20 protein-coding genes are annotated in these 23,338 nt (G+C 69.7%); 8 read left to right on the forward strand and 12 right to left on the reverse strand.

Annotated features, from left to right (window positions below; translation table 11 throughout):
- Positions 1-33 precede the first annotated feature (33 nt).
- The 3 genes from AC069H_RS06150 to AC069H_RS06160 are packed head-to-tail and all read right to left on the reverse strand — an operon-like array spanning position 34 to position 2,950.
- Positions 34-792 carry an SDR family NAD(P)-dependent oxidoreductase gene (locus tag AC069H_RS06150; protein ID WP_478231546.1) on the reverse strand — a complete coding sequence of 253 codons (759 nt, stop codon included), beginning with the start codon at positions 790-792 and terminating at the stop codon, positions 34-36.
- Positions 789-2,090 carry an enolase C-terminal domain-like protein gene (locus AC069H_RS06155; protein ID WP_478231547.1) on the reverse strand — a complete coding sequence of 434 codons (1,302 nt, stop codon included), beginning with the start codon at positions 2,088-2,090 and terminating at the stop codon, positions 789-791. Before AC069H_RS06155 ends, AC069H_RS06150 begins: the two co-directional genes overlap by 4 nt.
- Positions 2,090-2,950, reverse strand: coding sequence for a fumarylacetoacetate hydrolase family protein (locus AC069H_RS06160; protein WP_478231548.1), 861 nt, complete (start codon positions 2,948-2,950; stop codon positions 2,090-2,092). The genes AC069H_RS06155 and AC069H_RS06160 overlap by 1 nt, the downstream gene beginning before the upstream one ends.
- A gap of 230 nt (positions 2,951-3,180) precedes the next feature.
- Between AC069H_RS06160 and AC069H_RS06165 the strand changes: the two genes are divergently transcribed.
- Positions 3,181-4,434 (forward strand): Bcr/CflA family multidrug efflux MFS transporter, encoded by a 1,254-nt coding sequence (locus AC069H_RS06165; RefSeq protein ID WP_478231549.1) that lies wholly within the window; start codon positions 3,181-3,183, stop codon positions 4,432-4,434.
- A gap of 77 nt (positions 4,435-4,511) precedes the next feature.
- Here AC069H_RS06165 and AC069H_RS06170 read toward each other — a convergent pair whose 3' ends face one another.
- Positions 4,512-5,735: an NAD(P)/FAD-dependent oxidoreductase gene (locus AC069H_RS06170; RefSeq protein ID WP_478231550.1), complete on the reverse strand. Its 1,224-nt coding sequence runs from the start codon at positions 5,733-5,735 to the stop codon at positions 4,512-4,514.
- A gap of 195 nt (positions 5,736-5,930) precedes the next feature.
- Here AC069H_RS06170 and AC069H_RS06175 point away from each other — a divergent pair, with 195 nt between their 5' ends.
- The 3 genes from AC069H_RS06175 to AC069H_RS06185 all read left to right on the forward strand — a co-directional run bounded on the left by AC069H_RS06175 (position 5,931) and on the right by AC069H_RS06185 (position 10,103).
- Complete coding sequence (locus AC069H_RS06175; RefSeq protein ID WP_478225695.1) at positions 5,931-6,149, forward strand: hypothetical protein; 219 nt, start codon at positions 5,931-5,933, stop codon at positions 6,147-6,149.
- A 58-nt stretch (positions 6,150-6,207) separates the two neighbouring features.
- Positions 6,208-8,181 (forward strand): SDR family oxidoreductase, encoded by a 1,974-nt coding sequence (locus AC069H_RS06180; protein WP_478225696.1) that lies wholly within the window; start codon positions 6,208-6,210, stop codon positions 8,179-8,181.
- A 113-nt stretch (positions 8,182-8,294) separates the two neighbouring features.
- Positions 8,295-10,103: a hypothetical protein gene (locus AC069H_RS06185; RefSeq protein WP_478231551.1), complete on the forward strand. Its 1,809-nt coding sequence runs from the start codon at positions 8,295-8,297 to the stop codon at positions 10,101-10,103.
- A gap of 70 nt (positions 10,104-10,173) precedes the next feature.
- Here AC069H_RS06185 and AC069H_RS06190 read toward each other — a convergent pair whose 3' ends face one another.
- Positions 10,174-11,490: an aminotransferase-like domain-containing protein gene (locus AC069H_RS06190; protein ID WP_478231552.1), complete on the reverse strand. Its 1,317-nt coding sequence runs from the start codon at positions 11,488-11,490 to the stop codon at positions 10,174-10,176.
- Positions 11,491-11,619: 129 nt separating this feature from the next.
- On the opposite strand from AC069H_RS06190, the gene AC069H_RS06195 reads away from it, so the two are divergent.
- A complete protein-coding gene (locus tag AC069H_RS06195) occupies positions 11,620-12,447 on the forward strand; it encodes an ABC transporter ATP-binding protein (RefSeq protein ID WP_478231553.1) in 828 nt (275 codons plus the stop codon).
- Positions 12,448-12,479: 32 nt separating this feature from the next.
- The gene (locus tag AC069H_RS06200; RefSeq protein WP_478225700.1) at positions 12,480-13,136 is read left to right on the forward strand and encodes an O-methyltransferase; all 657 of its coding nucleotides are present in this window, start codon (positions 12,480-12,482) and stop codon (positions 13,134-13,136) included.
- A 226-nt stretch (positions 13,137-13,362) separates the two neighbouring features.
- On the opposite strand, the gene AC069H_RS06205 is transcribed toward AC069H_RS06200, so the two are convergent.
- Positions 13,363-15,303 (reverse strand): transglycosylase domain-containing protein, encoded by a 1,941-nt coding sequence (locus AC069H_RS06205; RefSeq protein WP_478231554.1) that lies wholly within the window; start codon positions 15,301-15,303, stop codon positions 13,363-13,365.
- 100 nt (positions 15,304-15,403) lie between these two features.
- Between AC069H_RS06205 and AC069H_RS06210 the strand changes: the two genes are divergently transcribed.
- Positions 15,404-15,733 carry an ArsR/SmtB family transcription factor gene (locus tag AC069H_RS06210; protein WP_007031391.1) on the forward strand — a complete coding sequence of 110 codons (330 nt, stop codon included), beginning with the start codon at positions 15,404-15,406 and terminating at the stop codon, positions 15,731-15,733.
- Positions 15,734-15,737: 4 nt separating this feature from the next.
- Complete coding sequence (locus AC069H_RS06215) at positions 15,738-17,408, forward strand: SulP family inorganic anion transporter (protein ID WP_478231555.1); 1,671 nt, start codon at positions 15,738-15,740, stop codon at positions 17,406-17,408.
- Here the strand turns inward: AC069H_RS06215 and AC069H_RS06220 are convergent.
- The 6 genes from AC069H_RS06220 to gcvT all read right to left on the reverse strand — a co-directional run bounded on the left by AC069H_RS06220 (position 17,382) and on the right by gcvT (position 23,337).
- A complete protein-coding gene (locus tag AC069H_RS06220; protein WP_478231556.1) occupies positions 17,382-18,104 on the reverse strand; it encodes a FadR/GntR family transcriptional regulator in 723 nt (240 codons plus the stop codon). The two genes, AC069H_RS06215 and AC069H_RS06220, sit on opposite strands and share 27 nt — an antisense overlap.
- A gap of 88 nt (positions 18,105-18,192) precedes the next feature.
- Positions 18,193-19,566, reverse strand: a complete 1,374-nt coding sequence (locus AC069H_RS06225; RefSeq protein WP_478231557.1) for an L-serine ammonia-lyase — start codon at positions 19,564-19,566, stop codon at positions 18,193-18,195.
- 16 nt (positions 19,567-19,582) lie between these two features.
- Positions 19,583-20,584 (reverse strand): lipoyl synthase, encoded by a 1,002-nt coding sequence (lipA, locus tag AC069H_RS06230; protein WP_192742740.1) that lies wholly within the window; start codon positions 20,582-20,584, stop codon positions 19,583-19,585.
- Positions 20,581-21,849, reverse strand: coding sequence for a serine hydroxymethyltransferase (gene glyA, locus AC069H_RS06235; RefSeq protein ID WP_478225705.1), 1,269 nt, complete (start codon positions 21,847-21,849; stop codon positions 20,581-20,583). The genes lipA and glyA overlap by 4 nt, the downstream gene beginning before the upstream one ends.
- Before the next feature lies 1 nt (position 21,850).
- A complete protein-coding gene (gene gcvH, locus AC069H_RS06240; RefSeq protein WP_125673314.1) occupies positions 21,851-22,228 on the reverse strand; it encodes a glycine cleavage system protein GcvH in 378 nt (125 codons plus the stop codon).
- 17 nt (positions 22,229-22,245) lie between these two features.
- Positions 22,246-23,337 (reverse strand): glycine cleavage system aminomethyltransferase GcvT, encoded by a 1,092-nt coding sequence (gene gcvT / locus AC069H_RS06245; RefSeq protein ID WP_478225706.1) that lies wholly within the window; start codon positions 23,335-23,337, stop codon positions 22,246-22,248.
- Between the last annotated feature and the right edge of the window lies 1 nt (position 23,338).

Genomic DNA, 23,338 nt, shown 5'->3' on the forward strand with positions numbered 1-23,338 from the left:
ACGCACCGCATCCTCCTTGATGACAGCGAAAAACTACTGCTGGACCGGGCCGCGCGGGCGCAGCCCGTACATCCCTCCGTCGACAGCGAGCGCCGTGCCGGTGGTCGAAGCCGACAGCGGGCTGGCCAGGTACACGACCGCGTTCGCGACCTCGTCCGCGGTGACCAGCCTGCCCATCGGCTGACGGGCGGCCAGCGCGGCGCGTTCGGTCTCCGGATCGCCCGCGGCGTCGAGCAGCCTGCCGACCCACGGGGTGTCCGCGGTGCCGGGGCAGACGCAGTTGACCCGGATCCGGTCGGCGAGGTGGTCGGTCGCCATCGCCAGGGTCAGCGAGAGCACCGCGCCCTTGCTGGCCGAGTACAGCGCACGGTTGGGCAAGCCCGCCCACGCGGCGATCGAACAGGTGTTGACGATCGCGGCCGAGGGCGAGTTCTTGAGGTGCGGCAACGCCGCCCGCGCCAGCCGCACCATGCCGACGACGTTGATGTCGAGCACGCGGTGCCATTCGTCGTCGCTGTTGGCGGTGACGTCGCCCTGCGCGCCGATACCCGCGTTGTTGACCAGGACGTCGATCCCGCCGAACCGGTCCGCGACCGCGTCGATCGCCGACCGGACCTCTTCGTCGGAACCGACGTCGCAGCGGAATCCGGTGAGACCTTCGGGAAGGTCACCGGGATTCAGGTCGAGGACCGCGACCTTCGCCCCGCGTGCGGCGAGCAGGTCCGCGGTGGCCCGGCCGATTCCCGACGCGCCTCCGGTGACCGCCGCGACGAGGCCTTCGAACTCACTCACTTGCTTGTCTCCGTCCATTCCGGACCGTCGGGGAAGGTGAACCGGCGCAGCGTCGCGTCGTGCATCCGTGCCGAGAAGCCCGGCGCGGACGGGGCGACGTAGCGGCCGTCGACGACGGCTGCCGGATCGGTGAAGTGCTCGTGGAGGTGGTCGACCCACTCGATGGACCGGTCGGTGCCGGAGCCGGATACCGCCACGAAATCGAACATCGACAGGTGCCGGACGAGTTCGCACAGCCCGACACCGCCGGCGTGCGGGCACACCGGGATCCCGAACTTGGCCGCCAGCAACAGGATCGCCAGGTTCTCGTTGAACCCGCCGACCCTGGCGGCGTCCAGCTGCAGCACCGAGATCGCGCCCGCCTGCAACAGTTGCTTGAACACCACACGGTTCTGGACGTGCTCGCCGGTGGCCACCCGGATCGGGGCGAGCGCCTTGGCGATCGTGGCGTGCCCGAGCACGTCGTCCGGCGAGGTGGGCTCCTCGATCCAGTACGGGTCGTACGGCGCCAGCGCGGTCATCCAGGTGATCGCGGTCGAGACGTCCCAGCGCTGGTTCGCGTCGACGGCGACCCGGATGTCCGGGCCGACGGTCTCGCGGGCGAGTTTCATCCGGCGGACGTCGTCCTCCAGATTCCCGCCGACCTTCAGCTTGATCATCTCGAAGCCGTCCGTCACCGCCTGCTCGGCGAGCCGGACCAGTTTCGCGTCCGAGTAGCCGAGCCAGCCGGGAGAAGTGCTGTACGCGCGGTATCCGTCACGCTCGATCCGGGCGATCCGCTCGGCGCGGCCCGGCTCGGCGGCGCGGAGGATGTCGAGCGCCTCCTGCTCGGTCAGCGCGTCGGTCAGGTAGCGGAAGTCGACGAGGGAGACCAGGTCCTCGGGCGACATTTCGGCGGCGAATCGCCAGACCGGGAGGCCGGCGACGCGCGCCGCGAGATCCCAGGCGGCGTTGACCACCGCGCCGATCGCCATATGCGCGACACCCTTTTCCGGGCCGAGCCACCGCAGTTGCGAATCGCCGACCAGCGTCCTCGACAGGGCGCCGAGAGCGGCGGCGTCGGTCGGCACGTCCATGCCGACGACGTGCGGTTCCAGCGCGCGGATCGCCGCGGCCTGGACGTCATTGCCGCGGCCGATGGTGAAAGCGAGTCCGTACCCGTCCGGACCGCCGTCGGTGTGCAGCACGACGTACGCGGCCGAGTAGTCCGGGTCCGGGTTCATGGCGTCCGAACCGTCGAGCTCCCGCGACGTGGGGAACCGGACGTCGAGCACCTCCATGCCCACGATCTTCGCCATCACGCCTGCCTGACGTTCTGGCGCTGGCGGCCGAGGCCGTCGATCTCGAGCTCGATGACGTCCCCTTCGCGCAGGTACGGCTTGGGATCCGGCTGGCCGAGAGCGACGCCCTGCGGAGTGCCGGTGTTGATCAGGTCGCCGGGCCGCAGCACCATGAACCGGCTCAGGTAGTGCACGATCTCGGCGACCGGAAAGATCATGTCCTTGGTCGAGGAGTCCTGCTTCTTCTCGCCGTTGACCCACAACCGCAGGCCGAGGGCTTGCGGATCGGCCACCTCGTCGGCGGTGACCAGCCACGGGCCGAGCGGGTTGAAGTTCTCGCACGACTTGCCCTTGTCCCAGGTGCCGCCGCGTTCGAGCTGGAACTCGCGTTCGGACACGTCGTTCGAGACGGTGTAACCGGCGACGTACTCGAGCGCCTCTTCGGCGCTTTCGAGGTAGCGCGCGGTCTTGCCGATGACGACGCCGAGCTCGACCTCCCAGTCGGTCTTGGTCGAGCCGCGCGGCACGAGCACGTCGTCCTCCGGCCCGACCACGACGTCGGAGGCCTTCATGAACACGACGGGCTCGGTCGGGACGGCGGCGCCGGACTCCTCGGCGTGCTGCCGGTAGTTGAGGCCGATGCAGACGACCTTGCCCGGCCGCGCGATCGGCGCGCCCACCCTGGCCCGCGCGGCTTCGGGGCCGGCTTCGGGCAGCTCACCGGCGGCCAGCGCGGCGGCGACCCTGGCCACGCCGTCGCTCGCGAAGAAGCCGCCATCGATGTCGGTGGTCAGCCCCGAGAGGTCGCGCAGCGTGCCGTCCCCGGCACGTACGAACGGACGCTCACTTCCCGGCTCCCCGAGTCGCAACAGCTGCACGGATTTTCCCTTCAAGCCGAACCGCCAACAATCAACGGCTCCCACAGCAACGAACAGACATCCGATGTATACCCGACGAGCTTGGCCAAGATCTAGGGTCCGTTCGGATTTGGATCGAAAATTGATCGGATCAGTAGTCGGACGAGGAAGTGCGATGGGTCACAGAGGGAATAGTTACCTACTCTAAGCAAGTTATTCGTCGCGGAACCATGACTGGGGAAGGGAAGAGCATGACCATCGCGCCCGAGCGAGTGGAAGAACCCGTCGCGCGGCCCCGCACGAGCGGACGCGCCCGATTCGTCCTGATCCTCGGCGGCCTGTCCGCCTTCGGGCCCCTGTCCATCGACATGTACCTGCCCGCGCTGCCGCGGATGGCGGGCGAACTGCGCGCGGCGGACGCGACCGTGCAGCTCACACTGAGCGCGTTCATCATCGGGCTCGCCATCGGCCAGCTGATCCTCGGACCGCTGTCCGACGCGATCGGCCGCCGCAAACCGCTCGTGGCGGGCCTCGCGCTCTACATGGTCGGCTCGATCCTGTGCGCCGTCGCCCCGACCGCCGAACTGCTCATCGCCGCACGAGGCGTCCAGGCCTTCGGCGCCGCGGCGGGCATCGTGATCGCCAGGGCGACCGTGCGCGACCTCTACTCCGGCACCGCGATGACGAAGTTCTTCTCGCTGCTCATGCTGGTCAACGGGCTCGCCCCGATCCTGGCGCCGATCATCGGCGGCCAGATCCTGAACTGGACCTCGTGGCGCGGCGTGTTCGTCTGCCTGACCGTGTTCGGCGCGATCCTGCTCGCCGTCGTCTTCTTCCTGCTGCCGGAACCGCTGCCCGAGGAACGCCGCACGCCCGCGCGGTTCGGCTCGGTGCTGCGGAAGTACGCGAGCCTGCTCCGCGACCGCGGCTTCCTCGGCTACGCGCTGGCCTCCGGGCTGATGTTCGGGAGCCTGTTCGCCTACATCTCCGGCTCGTCCTTCGCGCTGCAAGGCGTCTACGGGCTCAGCCCGCAGGCGTACAGCCTGGTGTTCGGGCTCAACGGCATCGGCATCGTGGCCGTCGGCCAGCTGAACGGGCGTATCGTCGGCCGCTTCCCGGAACGGACCCTGCTGACCGTCGGTCTCGTCATCGCGGCGGTCGCCGGATTCGGCGTCCTGGCCGCGGCGGTGCTGGACCTCGGCCTGGCCGGGTTGCTGATCCCGCTGTTCATCCTGGTGTCGAGCATCGGCATGGTGGCGCCGAACGCGAGCTCCCTGGCGCTCGCCGAACAGGCGCGGTCCGCCGGTTCGGCATCGGCGCTGCTCGGCGTGCTGCAGTTCGTCGTCGGCGGGCTGGCGACTCCGCTGGTCGGGCTGGGCGGCGCGGGCACCGCGGTCCCGATGGGGATCGTGATGGCGGCCTTCGGCGTACTGGCGCTGCTGGCCTTCGGGACCATGACGCGTTCTTCGCGTTCTTCGCGGGCCTTGGTCGCCCAGGAGGCTTAAGCCACAGCAACAGAGCGCAATGAAGGGGCCTTTCATAGCAAATTTTGCTATGAAAGGCCCCTTCATTGCACGGGTGGTCACCCCAGCGTCGAAAGATCAGCGGTCCTCAACTGCTCCGCGGTCACCGCCGCGCGCCCCTCGACCAGGGCCTTCAACGCGTCCCCGTCGTCCCATTGGTTGACGTTCATCGCGGCGGTCACCTGCCCGTCCCGCAGCCAGAACGCCGTGAAGTCCCGCGCCGCGAGATCGCCCCGCACCACGAGCTCATCCCGTTCGGGATCGGCGAGACCCCGGTATTCGCAGCCAAGGTCGTACTGGTCCGAGAAGAAATAGGGACTCCGCAGGTACGGCTTGTTCTCCCCCAGCAGGTTCCCGGCGACGTGCTCGCCCTGCCACTTCGCGTTCGACCAGTGCTCGACGCGGACACGTTTTCCGTAGCGGGGATGGAAATGCGCGGCGATGTCGCCGATGGCGTAGACGTCGGGCGCCGCCGTCCGCAGGCCGGCGTCGGCGCAGACGCCTCCGTCGTCGGACAGTTCCAGCCCGGCGGCGTGCGCGAGGTCGACCCGCGGCGCGGCGCCGACGGCCACCAGGACGACGTCCGCGGGAAGCTCGTCACCACTCTTCAGGCGAACACCCGTCACCCCGTCCGGGCCGCCCGTGAATCCGGCGACGCCTTCACCCAAACGCCAGTTCACGCCGTGCTCGGTGTGCAGGCCTTTGAACACCCCGGACACCTGCTCGCCCAGCACCGCGAGCAAGGGTGAGCCGACCTGGTCGACCACGGTCACCTCGGCACCGTGTTCCCTGGCGGCCGCCGCGGCCTCGGTCCCGATCCAGCCCGCGCCGACGATCACCACCCGTCCGGCATCCTTGAACGCCGAGCGCAGCGCCAGCGCGTCGTCGAGGGTGCGCAGGGTCCGCAGTCCCGGCAGGTCCCCGCCGGGCACCGGCAGCGAGCGCGCCCCCGAGCCGGTCGCAAGCACGAGCCGGTCGAAACGGTGTTCACCGCCCGCGTCGTCGTGCACGAGCCGCGCGCCGAGTTCGACCTTGGTCGCGGTCACGCCGCTCTCGAACGCGATGTCCTTCTCTCCGTAGAAACCCTCGTCGTGCACCCAGTCGGGTTCATCGGCCTTGCCCATCAGGAGCCCTTTGGACAAGGGCGGTAATTCGTACGGGCGATGCGTGTCGGTGCCGAGCAGCAGGATTTCTCCCGCGTAACCGCGCTCTCGCAGCGTCCCGGCCGCCGTCGCTCCGGCGAGACCGGCTCCGACGATGACGATCTTCCTGGGTTCGGACATCGATGACCTCCCAAGCAGTCCTCCCCCGGACGCTACTCCCGTTCGTGCTCGTCCGGCTCAGTGAAGGCGGAAGTCGATCACGATACGAGGGATCGGTTAACCCATCAGTAGGAATGTCGGGTAACCCGCGTCACGCCCCCGAAAGCGCCTCGTCCCAGCCTCGGACGAGAAAGGGAGATCATGGGATACGGGAGGATGAGGACGTTGGCACCCCGGGACGAATGGTCGGTCGGCTGCCGGGATCTCGCGGGCAGGCGCAGGGACGTGACGGTGTTCGTGAGCAGCGACAAGATCGTGCTCGTGGCACCGCCCGGAGAGGCCGCCGTACTGGGGCCGCTGGACGTGGGGCGCTTGCGCGCCGCGCTCCGCGACGCCGTGGTCGCGGTGGCCGAACATCCGGACCACAAGGAATGACAACTACCGTTCCTACTTCCGAGTAGGTAGAGTCGGCTCCGTTCGGAAGGAGCCGGCCATGACCACCTACTTCGTGACGGGCGCGACGGGTTTTCTGGGAAAACGCCTGGTCGCGCGCCTACTACGGCGACCTGAGACCGTAGCCGTCCATGTTCTCGTGAGGGAGACCTCACGCGGGAAGCTCCCGAGCCACGAGAAGCTCGTTCCCGTCACCGGCGACCTGACCGAACCCCTGCTGGGCATCGATCCCGCCCATCTGGCGCCCCTTGACCACGTCGTGCATCTCGGCGCGATCTACGACCTCACCGCGGACGAAGCGGCGAACCGCGCGGCCAACGTCGACGGCACCCGCAACGTCCTGGAGTTCGCCGTCGCCGCGAAGGCCGGGCTCTTCCACCACGTCTCGTCGATCGCGGTCGCCGGGCAGTACGCCGGGCGGTTCACCGAGGCCGATTTCGACCTCGGACAGAGCTTCGCGTCGCCGTACCACGCGACGAAGTTCGAGGCGGAGAAACTCGTGCGGCAGCACGGGAAAACGCCGTTCCGCGTGTACCGGCCGTCCGCCGTGGCCGGCGATTCGCGGACCGGCGAGATGGACAAGATCGACGGCCCGTACTACTTCCTCCCGGCCATTTCGCGGCTCGCCGCGTTGCCCCGGCGTCTCCCTCTCGCCGCCCCGGATCTCGGCGCCACGAACATCGTTCCGGTCGACTACGTCGTCGAAGCGATGGAACACCTCATGCACGTCGACGCGCCCAGCGGCAGCACGTACCACCTCGCGTCGCCCCGGCCACAGCCGCTTCACGAGGTCTACAACGCCTTCGCGCGGGCCGCGGGCGGGCCGAAGATCTCCGCGGTCCTTCCTCCCCTGCCGTCCGGAGCGCTGAAGCGGGCCGGAACCCGGCTGGCGAAATCCGCGGCCGCCGGATTCGACCGCGTCCCCGGCGGGCGTTCGGCCCGCGCGGCGGTGCTGGCGGAACTCGGCATCCCGCTGGAAGTCCTGCCGCATCTGAGCATGGAGGTCGACTTCGACACGAGCGCGACCACGGCCGCGCTCGGAGGCAGCGGGATCACCTTGCCGCCGTTGGAGGAGTACGCCGGTCCGCTCTACCGATACTGGCTGGAGCACCTCGATCCCGACCGCGGCCGCCGCCGTCCGGGGCCGGAACCCCTCGACGGCCGCAAGGTGCTGATCACCGGCGCGTCGTCGGGCATCGGTCGCGCCTCCGCGCTGGCCGTCGCCGCGAAGGGCGGCGAAGTGATCCTCGTGGCCAGGCGCGCCGATGAGCTGGAACAGGTCCGCGAGCAGATCGTCGCGGCGGGCGGGAAGGCGTCGGCGTATCCGTGCGACCTCACCGACGGCGGTGCCGTCGACGCTCTGGTCAAGGACGTGCTCGCCGCGCACGGCGCCGTCGACATGCTGGTCAACAACGCGGGCCGGTCGATCCGGCGGTCGCTTTCGCTGTCCACCGAACGGTTCCACGACTTCGAGCGGACGATGGCGATCAACTACTTCGGCCCCGTGCGGCTGACGCTGGGCCTGCTGCCGTCGATGACCGCGCGCGGATTCGGGCACGTCGTCAACGTGACGACCCAAGGACTGCAAACGGACACGCCGAGGTTTTCCGCTTACCTGGCCTCGAAGGCGGCATTGGAGGAGTTCGGGCTGACCGCCGGCCGGGAAACGCTTTCCGACGGCGTCACCTTCACCTCGGTCCGGATGCCGCTGGTGCGCACCGACATGATCACGCCGACCGGGTCCTACCGCGGTATGCCGTCGAGTTCTCCCGAACGCGCTGCCGCGCTGGTGGTGAAGGCGCTGGAGAAACGACCCGAGATCCTGAACCTGCCCGAAGGCACGGCCGCCGAACTGGTGACGCTCGTCGCACCTCGGACGGCACGGTTCTTCGCCCATCTCGTCTACCGCGCCATGCCCGAGTCAGCGCCGGAATCCCGTGGCCTGCCCAGGAAGGCTCCGCTCGCGTCGGTGGCGGGAGCCGTCACCCGGCTGGTCTGGCGCCGCCGTCCCTGACGTCCCGCCGCCAGGGCTCGATCGGGGGACGCCCCCGGCCGCTACCATCGGTTTCCGATACGCCGGGGGGTCGGCGGGCACGGGCCGAGGCAGGACGACCGGGAAGGGGCAGTGTGGACGTCGCCAGTCCCCCGCTGTCGACCGGACCGGACGCGGCGGTGGTACGTCCGTCCAGGACAGTGCTGCGGCTTTCCCTGCACGTGGCCTGGGTGCTCGCGCTCGCCGTCGCCACCGAACTCCGGGTGGGGCGCTTCGGTTTCCACCCGTCGGACCAGGGTTTCATCCTCGCCCAGGCGTGGCGGGTACTGCACGGCGAAGTCCCGCATTCCGACATCATCTCCGCGCGGCCGCTGGGTTCGGCGTACCTGCACATCGTCGACTTCGTGCTGCCGGGGCCGCTCTTCTTCGTCTCAAGTGTGCTCAGCATGCTGGAGATCATCCTGGCGACCATCGCCTTCGCCGTACTGGTCACCCGGCGCCGCGTCCGTGACTGGGGTCCTGGGCTCACCGGGCTGACGGCGGCCGCGTCGCTGCTGAACCTCAACGCCTTCCCGCTGATGGCCTGGCACACGATCGACGGGATCTTCCTGACCGCCTGCGGTGCCTGGGCACTGGATTCGGGGCTGCGCAACGGCAAGGCGTGGCCGCGGCGGCTCGGTCTGGTGCTACTGGGCACCGCGGTGTTCGTCAAGCAGAGTTTCGCGCCCGTGCCGCTGATCGCGCTGTGCTGGCTGCTGCTGCACCCGTCGCTGCGGGAAGGCGCGTTCCGCACCGGCCGCTGGTGGGCCCGGCTGGGCTGGGATCTGCTGGCACTGGGCGCTTTTCTGGTGTTCTACTTCGGAATCATCACACTCGACGGCGGGCTCGGCGCGATGGCCGAGCAGCTCACCGGCGGCCTGCCCGCGTACGGCGAGCGGCTTCTCGGGCTGTGGCTGGAAAATCCCGCGTCCCTGCTGCGGCCGCCGGTGCGGGGCTTGACCTTCTTCGTGATCGCCGGGGTGTTCCTCGCCCTGCTCGGGATCTTCCGCGACCGCGCGGGTTTCGCCGGGGCGCTCCTCGCGCGGCTGCTGCTCCTGGCCGGCGTGGCGGTGGTGGTCGGCACCGTCGTCGACGGGCACTTCACCGGCGCGTCGCGCTGGGCGGACGTCCTCTGGTGGATCCTCGGTGTCGCACTGCTGGTGCACTGGGCGGCGACGCGGCGATTCCCGCGGATGGGCGCGCTGGTCTTCGCGACCGGCTTCATGACCAGCCTGTCCTGGGGGAACGACACGCCGACGCTGTTCACCGGAACACTGGCGCTGACGGCGATCCTGCTGCTGTCGGACGCGCTGCCGCCGCTGCCCGAGCCGTCTCGCCGGTTGAGGCTGGTGGGCGCCACCGCGATGGGCCTGGTCGCGGTGCTGGCGTCGGGCTGGGCCGTGGTCGCGCACCACGACGAGGCCGCGTATCTCGACATGGCGCACGAGAAGCTGACCGGTGACCTCGGCAAGGTGACGCCGTCGATGCGCGGGATCCGGACGAATCCGGGCACCTTCACCTACATCTCCCAGATCCAGGACTGTGTCACGCGATTCCCCGCGGGACGCACGGCCGTCCTGCCGGACAACCCGTTCGCCTATCCCGCCTTCGGCCTGCGCAACCCGTTCCCGCTGGAATGGCCGCTGCCGCTGGAGATCGTCGCCGACGCTCCGGAACGCATGCTCGCGACGGCCGACGTCCTCAACCGCGAAGGCGACTACCTGGTGCTGTTCCAGACCGTGAGCATGCCCGCCCTCGCCAAGGGCGGGCCGGTGCCCGCCGAGGTCGCCGCGGACGCGCCGATCTTCGACTACCTCGGGCTGGAGAACGCGCTGCGGTCGCGGCTCACCGGGCAGACCGTCACCTGCGGCAGCTTCATCGGCAAGTGGGCGCCGCGCCCCTGACGCGTTTCGTCCTCTGAATGCGGTAGTTCGCACTACGAACTACCGCATTCAGAGGACGAAACGCGTGGGGTCAGTCGACGCCGGCGTCCTCGGGGCGGCCGGAAGCGAGACCGGCGAGGACGTCCAAAGCGGCCCCGAGCGTCTCGAGCGGCGGCGACGAGACGGCGAGGCGGACCGCGTTCGGCGCGTGGCCGGGGACGACGGCGAACGCGGCCGCCGGGGTGACCGCGATCCCGCGTCGCGCGGCCGCGGCGACGAAGGTTTCGGCGCGCCAGTGTTCGGGGAGTTCCCACCAGGAGTGATACGCCCGCGGATCGGCGCGCAGGGTGAACCCGGCCAGCCGCGCCGCCGTCACCCGCTGGCGTTCCGCGGCGTCGAGCCGTTTCGCCCGCTCGACGGTTTCCAGTGTCCCGCCGGTGATCCACCGGGTGGCGGCTTCGACGGCGAACCGGGGCGCGACCCAGCCGCCCGAGCGCACGGACGCGGCCAGCCGTTCCTTCCATTCCGCCGGGACGGCGAGGAATCCGGTGGTCAGCCCCGGGGCGAGCCGTTTGGACATGCTGTCGGTGAACACCGTGCGTTCCGGCGCGTACGCCGCGAACGGGCGGACCTCGGGCCGGAGGAAGGTGTAGATGCCGTCCTCGATCACCGGGATGTCCATCCGGCGCACCGTTTCCGCCAGCTCGACGCGCCGCGCTTCGTCCATTGTGGACCCGAGCGGGTTGTGCAGCGTCGGCTGGACGTACAGCGCGCGGACGGACGCGGCTTCGAGCGCCTCGGGAATGAGACCCATGTCGTCGGTCTCGATGGGCACCAACTGGACGCCGAGCCGTCCGGCGAGCGCCTTGACCACGGGATAGGTGATGGCTTCGACGGCGAGGCGTTCCCCCATCGGCACGAAGGCGGCGATGGCGGCCGCGATGGCCTGGCGCCCGCTCCCGGCGAAGAGGATTTCCGGCGTCCAGCCGTCCTTCGCGAGCAAACCGGCGACGGCGTCACGCGCCTGCTTCGAGGCGGAGACGCTTCCCGGCCGCAGCGCCGCTGTCAGGACGTCTTCGCGCAGCAACGGCTCCAGCGCCTTCCCGACCAGCGCCGACTGTTCCGGGAGGACGGCGAAGTTGAGCTCGAGGTCGACCGTCGCGCCACCGGGTTCGGCGAGGGCGGTCTCCAGCGGCGGCCTTCCGGCGCGGACGAACGTGCCCCGGCCGACCTCGCCGACCACGACGCCTCTCCGGACGAGTTCGCCGTAGACCCTCGCGGCGGTCGAGTTCGCGATCCCGCGTTCGCGGGCGAACCGCCGCTGCGGGGGCAGCCGGTCGCCAGGGCGGAGCCTTCCCGCCTCGACGTCGGCGGAGATCTCGTCCGCGACTATCCGGTAGTCCTCCATGCCGTTCCTTCGATCGCTCCGAGACCGCTCGCGGGATTGCACTGGGGATGATGCCATCGACGAGCGTCGTGAGCCGACTGCGACCTACGGAACACCACAACGGCGGACTCCTAGGTTAGCCTAACCTGCGTGGAGACCGTGGAAACCCTCACCGAGCAGAGCACGACGTCCCGCCTGCACGCGGACGCGCTGACGCTCGCCTACGACGGCCGGACCGTGGCCGAAGACCTCGGGGTGGTCATCCCCGACCGGTCGTTCACCGTCATCGTCGGCCCGAACGCCTGCGGCAAGACGACCCTGCTGCGCGCGCTCGCGCGGATGCTCAAACCCCGCCAGGGTTCGGTGTTCCTCGACGGACAGGCGATCAGCTCCTTCCCCGCCAAGGAAGTCGCCCGGCGGCTCGGCCTGCTTCCGCAGAGCTCGACCGCGCCCGACGGCATCACCGTCGCGGACCTCGTCGCGCGGGGCCGGTACCCGCACCAGCGCCTGCTGCGCCAATGGTCCCGTGAGGACGCCACCGTGGTCGCGGAGTCCATGCGCGCCACCGGGGTCGACGACCTCGCCGAGCGGCTGGTCGACGAACTGTCGGGCGGCCAGCGGCAGCGCGTGTGGATGGCGATGGCGCTCGCGCAGGAGACCGATCTCCTGCTGCTCGACGAGCCGACGACCTATCTGGACATCGCACACCAGATGGACATCCTCGATCTGTGCGCGCAGCTGCACCAGGAACAGGGCCGGACACTGGTCGCGGTGCTGCACGACCTCAACCACGCCGCCCGCTACGCGACGCACATGATCGCGATGCGCGGCGGAGAGGTCTTGGCGACCGGCTCGCCCGAAGAGGTCGTGACCGCGGCCAACGTCGAGAAGATCTTCGAGCTGCCATGCCGGGTCATGCCGTGCCCGGAAACCGGTACCCCGCTGGTGATCCCGAAAGCCGGACGCCGCGCCGCCTGATGGTCCCGGAGTAGGTTGGCCGCGGAGGTGCCATGTCACAGCAACTGTGGTCCGAAGTGGACGACTATCTGTCCGGAGTGCTCGTCCCGTCCGATCCCGCCCTCGAAGGCGCGCGGCAGGCGTCGGACGAGGCCGGGCTGCCGTCGATCGCCGTCGCGCCGAATCAGGGCAAACTGCTCAACCTGATGGCGAGGATGATCGGCGCCCGGTCCATCCTGGAGATCGGCACGCTTGGCGGGTACAGCACGATCTGGCTCGCCCGCGCCCTGCCACCGCAGGGCAGGCTCGTCACCCTCGAATTCGACCCGAAACACGCCGAGGTCGCGCGCGGGAACATCGCAGCGGCCGGGCTCGGCGGGCTGGTCGACGTCCGTGTCGGCAAGGCGCTGGACCTGCTGCCCTCGGTCGAGGGCCCGATCGACCTGGCGTTCATCGACGCAGACAAAGCCAACAACCCGGCCTACTTCGCAGCGTCGCTGAAGCTCGTCCGGCCCGGCGGCGTGATCGTGGTCGACAACGTCGTCCGCGGTGGCGCGGTGACCGACGCCGCCAGCGAAGACCCGAACATCCAAGGGATCAGGCGGCTGCACGAGATGATCGCCGCCGAACCCCGCGTCGACGCGACGGCGATCCAGACGGTCGGCAGCAAGGGCTACGACGGGCTCACCGTCGTGCTCGTGAAGCCCTGAAGGAACCACTCGGCCGGCGATTCGTGTTCTCTTCGGGTCTGCTGGTCTCGGGTGCGGTGGGCGGTCCGCTCGTGGCCCGGTCGGCGATCGTGTCGCGAAAGTGGCTTTCGCGGCACACGCCCAGACCATGGGCTCGCCCAGGCTGCGTCGGAGGAGGGGCGTGAAGGCCTCCTTCCCTACTTTCAGGGTAGGCAAGGAGGCCTTCACCACCACCTGGGCCGATGCCTCACCGCGGCGCCGTCGTGGCGGGCCGCGGGCCGGAGCCGTCCGGCCACCGCACCGGCAGTCCCTGATGGAAGCCGATCATGAAGCGCTGCCACATGTCGGCCGGGATAGTCCGCCCGGTCAGTTTCTCCCCGGCGGCGTCCCGCATCCGGCGCGGCTCGTCGGAGCCGACCCAGACCGCGGTCGCGAGTTGGGGGGTGTACCCGACCGCCCAGCCGCCGGCGTTGTCGTCCGTCTCGTTGTACTGGAAGTCGCCGGCCTTCAGCGCGGCCGGGCGGTCTTTCAGTCCGGTGGCCAGCACCTGGCTCATCGTGCCCGCGATCCGGCGGCTCAGCGCCTCGTCGTCCTTGAACGCGGGTGCCCTGTCCGACGGCCGTTCCCACACGACTTCGCCGTTCTCGTCCCGGATCTTCGACACCAGATGCGGGGTGGCGCGCAGGCCGTCGGCGGCGAAGGTCGCGTAGGCGCCGGCCATGTCGCTGGGGCGCAAGGGATATCGGCCGACCGCGATCCCGGGACCGATCAGGAACCCGTCCTTCTCCCGCAACGTCACCGCGCCGTCGACGGCCTCGGGGATCCCTGCCGCGCGGGCACCTTCGCGGACCGTTTCCGCGCCGAGTTTCTTCGCCAGGTCGACGAACGGGCCTCGTGCGCCCCGCACCATCGCCTCGCGCAGCGTGCACTTCCCGGCTTCGCCGCATTGGTCCTGGAACTCGAAGGTCTCGCCGAGGAAGTCGACCGCCGCGGGCACCTTGAGGGGTTCGTCCACGCCGACGCCCCGTTCGAGGCCGGCGGCGAGGATGAACGGCTGGAAGGCGGAGCCGGTGCCGTACGGGGTGCCGGCGTAGTCGTGCACGCTCCAGCCACCGCCGTTGTAGGCGCGGATGGCGCCGGTCCCGGGTTCGACGGCGACCAGCGACGCCCGGAAGTGCTCAGGCTGTCCCCGCAACCGCTCCTTGACCGTCTTCTCGGCTTCGGCCTGCGCCCGCGGATCAATGGTCGTCTCGACCTTCATCGCACCGCCGCGGAGCCGGTCGAGCGGGTAGCCGACCTGTTCCAGTTCCGCGAGGACCTGCTGCTTGATGTGGTACTGCTCGTAGGTCACGCGACCGGCCCTGGTCTCCGACGGCGCCTGGATCGCGTCCTCCGGATAGGTCATGGCGACCGCTTCGGCCTGACCGACGTAGCCGCGCGAGACCAGCTTGTTCACCACGTAGGACCAGCGTTTCCTCGCGTGCTCGTGGCTGGAGGCGTACGGGTCGTGCACCGACGGCGACTGGATCATGCCCGCGAGGAACGCCGCCTCGCTCCAGGTCATCGAGTCGTCGAGCTTGCGGCCGAAGTAGGCGTTCATCGCCGAGGCCGGGCCGTAGGTGCCGCGGCCGAACGAGATGATGTTGACGTAGCTCTCGAAGATCTCCTTCTTGGTCTGCTGCTGGGTGATCTTCGTGGCGAGCACCAGCTCGGAGAACTTGCGGGCGAGGGTGGCGTCCTCGTTGCCGGTGGATTTCTTGATGTACTGCTGGGTGATCCCCGAACCGCCGCCGACGCCGGTCACCAGCGCGCGGCCGAGTCCGGTGAGGTCGAAGCCCTCGTTGTCCCAGAAGGTCGGGTCCTCGGTCGCGACGATCGCGTCGCGCAGTTTCGCGGGGACGGCGTCGTACGGCACGAACAGCCGGTCGCCGCCGGGCGGGACCACCTTGAGCAGTTCGGAACCGTCGGCGTTCTGCAGGACGACGGTCTTGTCGAGGTCGGCGAGGACCTCTTGCGGGCTGCGGACGTCGAGCAGGACGTACGCGAGCCCGAACGCGACGACCGGGATGCCGATCACCAGGCCGAGCGTCCAGGCGGCGATCTTGCGCCACCTGCGCTTCTTCCGTTTCGGCTCCGGGGTGGCCGTGGTCTCCGACTCGGGTGCGTCTGCCTCATCCGGGTTTTCCACGCCAAGTTAGACGCCCGAACGAGTGAAAAGGTTGTGGGAAAGTCACCGGATGGCATCCGGTTCAAGACTTGAAGAATTCTTCATTTGATAATGTGGTCATATGCCCGTCCCCCTGTACCAGGCCAAGGCGGAGTTCTTCCGCATGCTGGGCCACCCGGTCCGGATCCGTGTGCTCGAACTGCTCGCCGAAGGCCCGAAGGCCGTCCGCGAACTGCTCGCCGAGATCGAGGTCGAGGCCTCCAACCTCTCGCAGCAGCTGGCCGTCCTGCGCCGGTCGGGGATCGTCACCTCGACCCGCGAGGGCTCGACGGTCGTGTACGCGCTCGCCGGTGGCGACGTCGTCGAGCTCCTGCGCGCGGCCCGGCGCATCCTCACCGAGCTGCTGGCCGACCAGAACGCCTTGCTCGCCCAGCTGCGCGACGCGGAGTGAAGCCGTGGCGGGTCTGAAGCTTTCGGAGCTGCGCTCGCTCCTGCCCGGACGTGAAGACCTGCGGACGCTCAAACGCGCTCCCCGGCGCGACCTCACGGCGGGCCTGACCGTCGCGATCGTCGCCCTGCCGCTGGCGCTGGGCTTCGGCATCTCGTCCGGCCTCGGGGCCGAAGCCGGGCTGGTCACCGCGATCGTCGCCGGCGCGCTGGCCGCGATCTTCGGCGGCTCCAACCTCCAGGTGTCCGGGCCGACCGGCGCGATGACCGTGGTGCTGGTTCCGATCATGGCCACGCACGGAGCGGGCGGCGTGCTGACGGTGGGCCTGCTCGCCGGGGTCTTGCTGCTCCTGCTCGCGGTCGCCCGCGCCGGCCGGTACATGCGCTACGTGCCGACGCCGGTGGTCGAAGGCTTCACACTGGGCATCGCTGGGGTGATCGCGTTGCAGCAGGTCCCCGCCGCGCTCGGCGTCGCCACCCCGGAAGGCGAGAAGGTGGCCGTCGTCGCGGCGAAGGCGGTGGCCGATTTCGCCGGGCATCCGGCCTGGCCGTCGATCGCGATCGCCTTCGGGGTCGCCTCCCTGATGCTGCTCGGCGCCCGATGGCGGCCGTCGATCCCGTTCTCGCTGGTCGCGGTGGCCATCGCGACCCTCGTGAGTCATTTCGCGCAGCTGCCGGTCGCTCGCATCGGCGCCCTGCCCAACGGTCTTCCCGCACCTTCGCTGGACTTCCTGGATCTGTCGACCTTGGGCGCGCTGGCGCCCTCCGCCGTCGCCGTCGCGGCGCTGGCCGCGCTCGAAAGCCTGCTGTCGGCCACGGTCGCCGACGCGATGAGCGTCAACGAACGCCACGACCCGGACCGGGAACTGTTCGGGCAAGGCCTCGCGAACCTCGTCACCCCGCTGTTCGGCGGCGTGCCCGCCACCGCGGCGATCGCGCGCACCGCGGTCAACGTCCGTGCCGGGGCGAAGTCCCGGCTGGCCTCGTTCACCCACGCGATGGTGCTGACGGTGATCGTCTTCGCGGCCGCGCCGCTGGTCGCCACGATCCCGATCGCGGCGCTCGCCGGGGTGCTGCTGGCCACCGCCGTCCGCATGGTCGAGGCGGGCTCGGTCCGCGCGCTGCTGCGCTCGACCCGGCGCGATGCGCTGGTCCTCGTGCTCACCGCGGCCGCGACCCTGATCCTGGACCTGGTCACGGCGGTCATCCTCGGCCTCGTCGTGGCGGGCGCCCTGGCGCTGCGGGCGATCGCGAAGGCGGCCCGCGTCGAGGAGGTGCCGCTCGACCACGCCGATCACGCGGCCGAGGAACGGGCGCTGCTGGACGAGCACATCGTCGCGTTCCGGCTCGACGGCCCGCTGGTCTTCGCCGCGGCCCACCAGTTCCTGCTGGAGTTGTCCGAGGTGGCCGAGGTGCGGGTGGTCATCCTCCGGATGTCACGGGTGTCGGCCATCGACGCCACCGGCGCCCTCGTCCTGAGGGACGCCATCGAACGCCTCGAACATCGCGGGATCACGGTCCTGGTGTCGGGGATCAAACCCGGGCACGAGAAGGTGCTCGACGAGCTCGGCGTCGCGGATCGGCTCCGCGCGGAGGGGCGGGTGTTCCCGGATACGCCGCACGCCATCGACTTCGCGCACGCGCTGCTGACCTCAAGCGAGGAACGCGCGAAGCAGTGAAGCGGTCCCTTCGACGTGTTCCGTCATCGCCTGGCGGGCCGCCTCGGAGTCCCCGGCGAGGATCGCGTCGACGATGGCCTCGTGCTGGGCGTTGGAATGCTCCAGATTCGGTTCGAGCAGCGGGATCATGTCGAGCAGCTGGTTGACCCGCATCCGCGCGTCGGCCATCGCCGTGGTCAGCGAGCCGGACGCGGTGACCTCGGCGATCGCCAGGTGCAGCCGCGAATCCTTGCGCCGGTAGTCGCCGACATCGGCCGCCGCGGCCTCGGCGAGCGTGCTGGTCAGATGCTGCCGGTCGGCCGGGCTGAGCGAACGCGACGCCGCCATCTCGGCGGCGCCGGTCTCCAGCACGTGCCGGAGGCCGAGCGCGTCCTCCAGCGTGGCGTTGTCGACCTTCCGCCCGTCGGCGGCGGGCGGGTCGGGCAGGACGTCGTTGACGAACGTGCCGCCGTACCGCCCGCGCCGCGACTCGACGTAACCCGCGTCGGACAGCGCGCGGATGGCCTCGCGCAGCGTCACCCGGCTGACCCCGAGCCGCTCGGCGAGCTCACGCTCCGAGGGCAGCCGCTCCCCCGCGCCCACCACGCCCAGCCGGATCGCCTGGAGCAGCCTTTCGACGGTCTCCTCGAAGGCGTTGCCCGCGCGCACCGGGCGGAACAGCGCGTCACCCGCGTTCGCGACCGTGCTCGACTCCACCCTTCGAGTTTAGGCGGCCCGCAATTCGTCCTCTGGATGCGGTACTTGCGTGTGCAAGTACCGCATCCAGAGGACTAAATGCGAGGGGTCAGCACTCGATGACGTTCACGGCGAGGCCGCCGCGAGCGGTCTCCTTGTACTTCACGCTCATGTCGGCGCCGGTCTCGCGCATCGTCTTGATCGCCTTGTCCAGCGTCACGACGTGCGAACCGTCGCCGCGCATCGCCATCCGCGCGGCGTGGATCGCCTTGGACGCGCCGACGGCGTTGCGTTCGATGCACGGGATCTGCACCAGTCCGCCGACCGGGTCGCAGGTCAGTCCCAGGTGATGCTCGACGCCGATCTCGGCGGCGTTCTCCACCTGCGCGGGTGAACCGCCGAGGACCTCGGTGAGCCCGGCGGCGGCCATGGCGCTGGCCGAACCGACCTCGCCCTGACAGCCGACCTCGGCGCCCGAGATCGAGCCCGTCTGCTTCAGGATCGAGCCGATCGCGCCCGCGGTGAGCATGAACGTCACGATGCCGTCGTCCGACGAGCCCCGGATGAACCGCTGGTAGTAGTGCAGAACGGCCGGGATGATCCCCGCCGCGCCGTTGGTCGGCGCGGTGACGACGCGGCCGCCCGCGGCGTTCTCCTCGTTGACCGCCAGCGCGTACAGGCTCACCCAGTCCATCGCGTACAGCGGGTCGCCGACGCCGTCCTCGGCGAGCAGCTTCTCGTGCAACGCCTTCGCGCGCCGAGGCACCTTCAGCCCGCCCGGCAGCACGCCCTCGTGCTCGCATCCGTTGCGCACGCATTCCGCCATGACCTGCCAGATCTCCAGCAGTCCTTCGCGGATCTCCTCGCGCGTGCGCCACGAAAGCTCGTTGCGCAGCATGATCTCGCTGATGGACAGCCCGGTGTCCTCGCAGTGCTTCAGCAGGTCCGCGCCGGTGCGGAACGGGAACTCCAGCTTCGTCGAGTCCTCGACGACGACAGTGTCGGTCTCGTAGGACTCGTCGCGGACGAACCCGCCGCCGACGGAGTAGTAGGTGCGCTCGCGCAGCACCTTCCCGTCGGCGCCGAACGCGCGGAAGATCATGCCGTTCGGATGCGCGGGCAGCGACTTCCGCCGGTGCATGGTCAGATCGGTGTCCTCGGTGAACACGATCTCGTGCTCGCCGCGCACCTTCAGCAGGCAGGACTCGCGGATCTCCGCGATCTTGCCGGGCACGGTGCCGGTGTCGATCTCCTCCGGACGCTCCCCCGACAGCCCGAGCAGCACGGCCTTGTCGCTGCCGTGCCCGAACCCGGTCGCGCCGAGCGAGCCGAAAAGCTCGCTCTGGACGCGTGCCGTGGCGGTGAGGTCACCGTCGGCCGCCAGTCCGTCCACAAAGGTCAGTGCGGCGCGCATCGGGCCCACCGTATGGGAACTGGAAGGGCCGATGCCGATCGAAAACAGGTCGAAGACGCTGATCGCCATTGATCTGCCCTCCTTCCTATCTGGCCAGCAGTGAGCTGGCCTCTTGGGCCGCGGGCCCTTCGGCGGCGAGATGGGCCAAATTCTCCGACAGCGCTTCGCCGCGGTGGGCCTTCGTCTGGGCGAAAAGGCGACCGGCCCGATACGACGAGCGTACGAGCGGCCCGGCCATCACACCAGCGAAGCCCATCGCTTCGGCTGCCTTCGAATGCTCGACGAACTCCTCCGGCTTGACCCACCGGTCCACCGGATGATGCCTCGGCGACGGCCGCAGGTACTGGGTGATCGTGAGGATCTCGCAGCCCGCGTCGACCAGATCCTTCATCGCCGGAGCCACCTCCTCCGGCGTCTCACCCATGCCGAGGATCAGGTTCGACTTCGTCACCAGGCCGGCCTCACGAGCCCGGGTGATGACCTCCAGCGAGCGCGCGTACCGGAAGCCCGGCCGGATCCGCTTGAAGATCCGCGGCACCGTCTCCACGTTGTGCGCCAGCACCTCCGGCCGCGAACCGAACACCTCGGCCAGCTGATCCGGATCCGCGTTGAAGTCCGGGATCAACAGCTCGACACCGGTGCCCGGGTTCAACGCGTGGATCTGACGGACGGTCTCCGCGTACAGCCACGCGCCGCCGTCTTCCAGGTCGTCACGCGCGACACCGGTCACCGTCGAGTAACGCAAACCCATGGCCTGCACCGACTCCGCCACCTTGCGCGGCTCGGTGCGATCCAGCGCCGCCGGCTTGCCCGTGTCGATCTGGCAGAAGTCACAGCGCCGCGTGCACTGGTCCCCGCCGATCAGGAACGTGGCCTCACGGTCTTCCCAGCACTCGTAGATGTTGGGACACCCGGCCTCCTCACACACGGTGTGGAGGCCTTCACGCTTGACCAGTCCCTTGAGCTCCGTGAACTCCGGACCCATGCGCGCGCGGGTCTTGATCCACGGCGGCTTCTTCTCGATCGGGGTCTGCGCGTTGCGGACTTCGAGCCGGAGAAGTTTGCGCCCCTCGGGGAGCGCGCTCATCGGTTGAGGTCCGCGTACAGCGGGTGCTTCTTCGCCAGCAGCTCGACCCGGGCGGACAGCGACTGGCGCAGGGCCTCGTCGAAGTCCGGGCGCAGCGCCTCGGCGATGATGTCGGCCACCTCGGCGAAGTCCTCGGCCCCGAAGCCGCGGGTCGCGAGCGCCGGGGTGCCGATCCGCAGGCCGGAGGTGACCATCGGCGGACGCGGGTCGAACGGGACGGCGTTGCGGTTGACCGTGATGCCGACCGAGTGCAGCCGGTCCTCGGCCTGCTGACCGTCCAAAGTGGAGTTGACCAGGTCGACGAGCACCAGGTGCACGTCGGTGCCACCGGTCAGCACGCGGACTCCGGCCTCGGTGCAGTCCGTGCGCGAAAGGCGGTCGGCCAGGATCTTCGCGCCTTCGAGCACGCGCTGCTGGCGCTCGCGGAACTCCTCGCTCGCGGCGATCTTCAGCGCGACGGCCTTGGCCGCGATGACGTGCTCCAGCGGACCGCCCTGCTGGCCGGGGAACACCGCCGAGTTGATCTTCTTGGCGAGTTCCTGGCGGGACAGGATGATGCCACCGCGCGGGCCGCCGAGGGTCTTGTGCGTGGTCGTGGTGACGATGTCGGCGTAGGGCACCGGGCTCGGGTGCAGCCCGGCGGCGACCAGACCGGCGAAGTGCGCCATGTCGACCATGACCTTCGCGCCGACCTCGTCGGCGATGCGGCGGAACTCGGCGAAGTCGAGCTGACGCGGGTACGCCGACCAGCCGGCGATGATCAGCTTCGGCTTGTGCTCCTTGGCGAGGCGCTCGATCTCCTCAACGTCGACGATCCCGGTCTCCTTGTCGACGTGGTAGGCGACGACGTTGTAGAGCTTGCCGGAGAAGTTGATCTTCATCCCGTGGGTCAGGTGCCCGCCGTGCGCGAGGTCGAGACCGAGGATGGTGTCGCCGGGGTTGAGCACCGCGACCATGGCGGCGGCGTTGGCCTGCGCGCCCGAATGCGGCTGGACGTTGGCGTGCTCGGCGCCGAACAGGGCCTTCGCGCGGTCGATCGCCAGCTGCTCGATGACGTCGACGTGCTCACAACCGCCGTAGTAGCGGCGGCCGGGGTAGCCCTCGGCGTACTTGTTCGTCAGCACCGAACCCTGCGCCTCGAGCACGCCCACCGGGGCGAAGTTCTCCGAGGCGATCATCTCCAGGGTCGACTGCTGCCGGTCGAGTTCGGCCGCGACGGCCGCGGCGACCTCGGGGTCCACTTCGGACAGGGCAGCATTGAACATGTCAGTTCTCCTGGGTCAGGACGGCGTACGCCTGGGCGTCGAGCAGGGCGGGCACGTCGCCGGACAGACGCACCTTCAGGAGCCATCCTTCGGCGTACGGGTCCGAGTTGATGAGCTCGGGGGTGTCCGTTGTGGCCTCGTTCACCTCGACGACCTCGCCGTCCACGGGTGCGTACAGCTCGCTGACCGATTTGGTCGACTCGACCTCGCCGAACACCTCGCCCGCGGTGACGGTGTCGCCGACCGAGGGGAGCTGGACGAACACGATGTCACCGAGCGACTCGGCGGCGAAGGCGGTGATGCCCACGGTGGCGACGCCGTCGGCGACGCTCAGCCACTCGTGTTCCTTCGTGTACTTCAGGTCCTGGGGGATGCTCATGATCAGAGGAGGGCCTTTCAGGCGCGGGAGTAGAAGGGCAGGGCGACGACCTCGACGGGCTCGATACGGCCCCGGATGTCGACGGAAAGCTCGGTGCCGGGCTCGGAGTGCTCCCGGTCCACGTAGGCCATGGCGATCGGGTAACCCAGCGTCGGCGAGAGGGCACCGCTGGTGACCTCGCCGATCTCGGTGTCACCCGCCAGGACGGTGTAGCCGTGGCGCGGGGCGCGGCGGCCGGAGCCCTTGAGCCCGACGCGGACCCTGGGAACGTCCTTCTTGGACAGTTCTTCGAGGGCGGCCTTGCCCACGAAGTCGCCCGGCTTCTCGAACTTGACCACGCGCCCGAGGCCGGCTTCGAACGGGCTCAGCTGGAGGCTGAGCTCGTTGCCGTACAACGGCATTCCCGCTTCGAGGCGCAGGGTGTCGCGGCAGGCGAGACCGGCCGGGAGCAGGCCGTGCGGCTCGCCCGCGTCGGTCAGGATGCGCCAGACGGCGGGAGCCTCACCGGCCGGGACGTACAGCTCGAAGCCGTCCTCACCGGTGTACCCGGTGCGGGCGAGCAGGACGTCGTGACCCTTCACGACGGCCGGGACGCTCGCGTAGTACTTGAGCGCGCCCAGGTCGGCGTCGGTGACGGCGCCGAGGATCTCGACGGCCTTCGGTCCCTGGACGGCGATCAGCGCGACGTCCTCGGACTTGTTCTCGACGACCGCGTCGAAACCCGAGACCCGCTCGGCCAGCGCCTCCGCGACCACGCCGGCGTTGCCCGCGTTGGCCACGACCAGGAACTTCTCGTCGGCGAGGCGGTAGACGACCAGGTCGTCCAGCACGCCGCCGTTCTCGTCGCAGATCATCGTGTAGCGCGCCCGGCCCGGCTTCACGCCGGACAGGTTGCCGACCAGCGCGTAGTCGAGGGTGTCGGCGGCCTGCGGGCCGGTCACCTCGATCTCGGCCATGTGCGAGAGGTCGAACAGGCCGGCGGCCTCGCGGACCGCCTTGTGCTCCGCCAGTTCGCTGGAATAGCGGATCGGCATCGACCAGCCCGCGAAATCGGTGAACAGCGCACCCAGTCCTTTGTGGACTCCGTGCAGGGACGTCTCTTTCGACATC

The sequence above is a fragment of the Amycolatopsis sp. NPDC043887 genome (assembly GCF_056435665.1).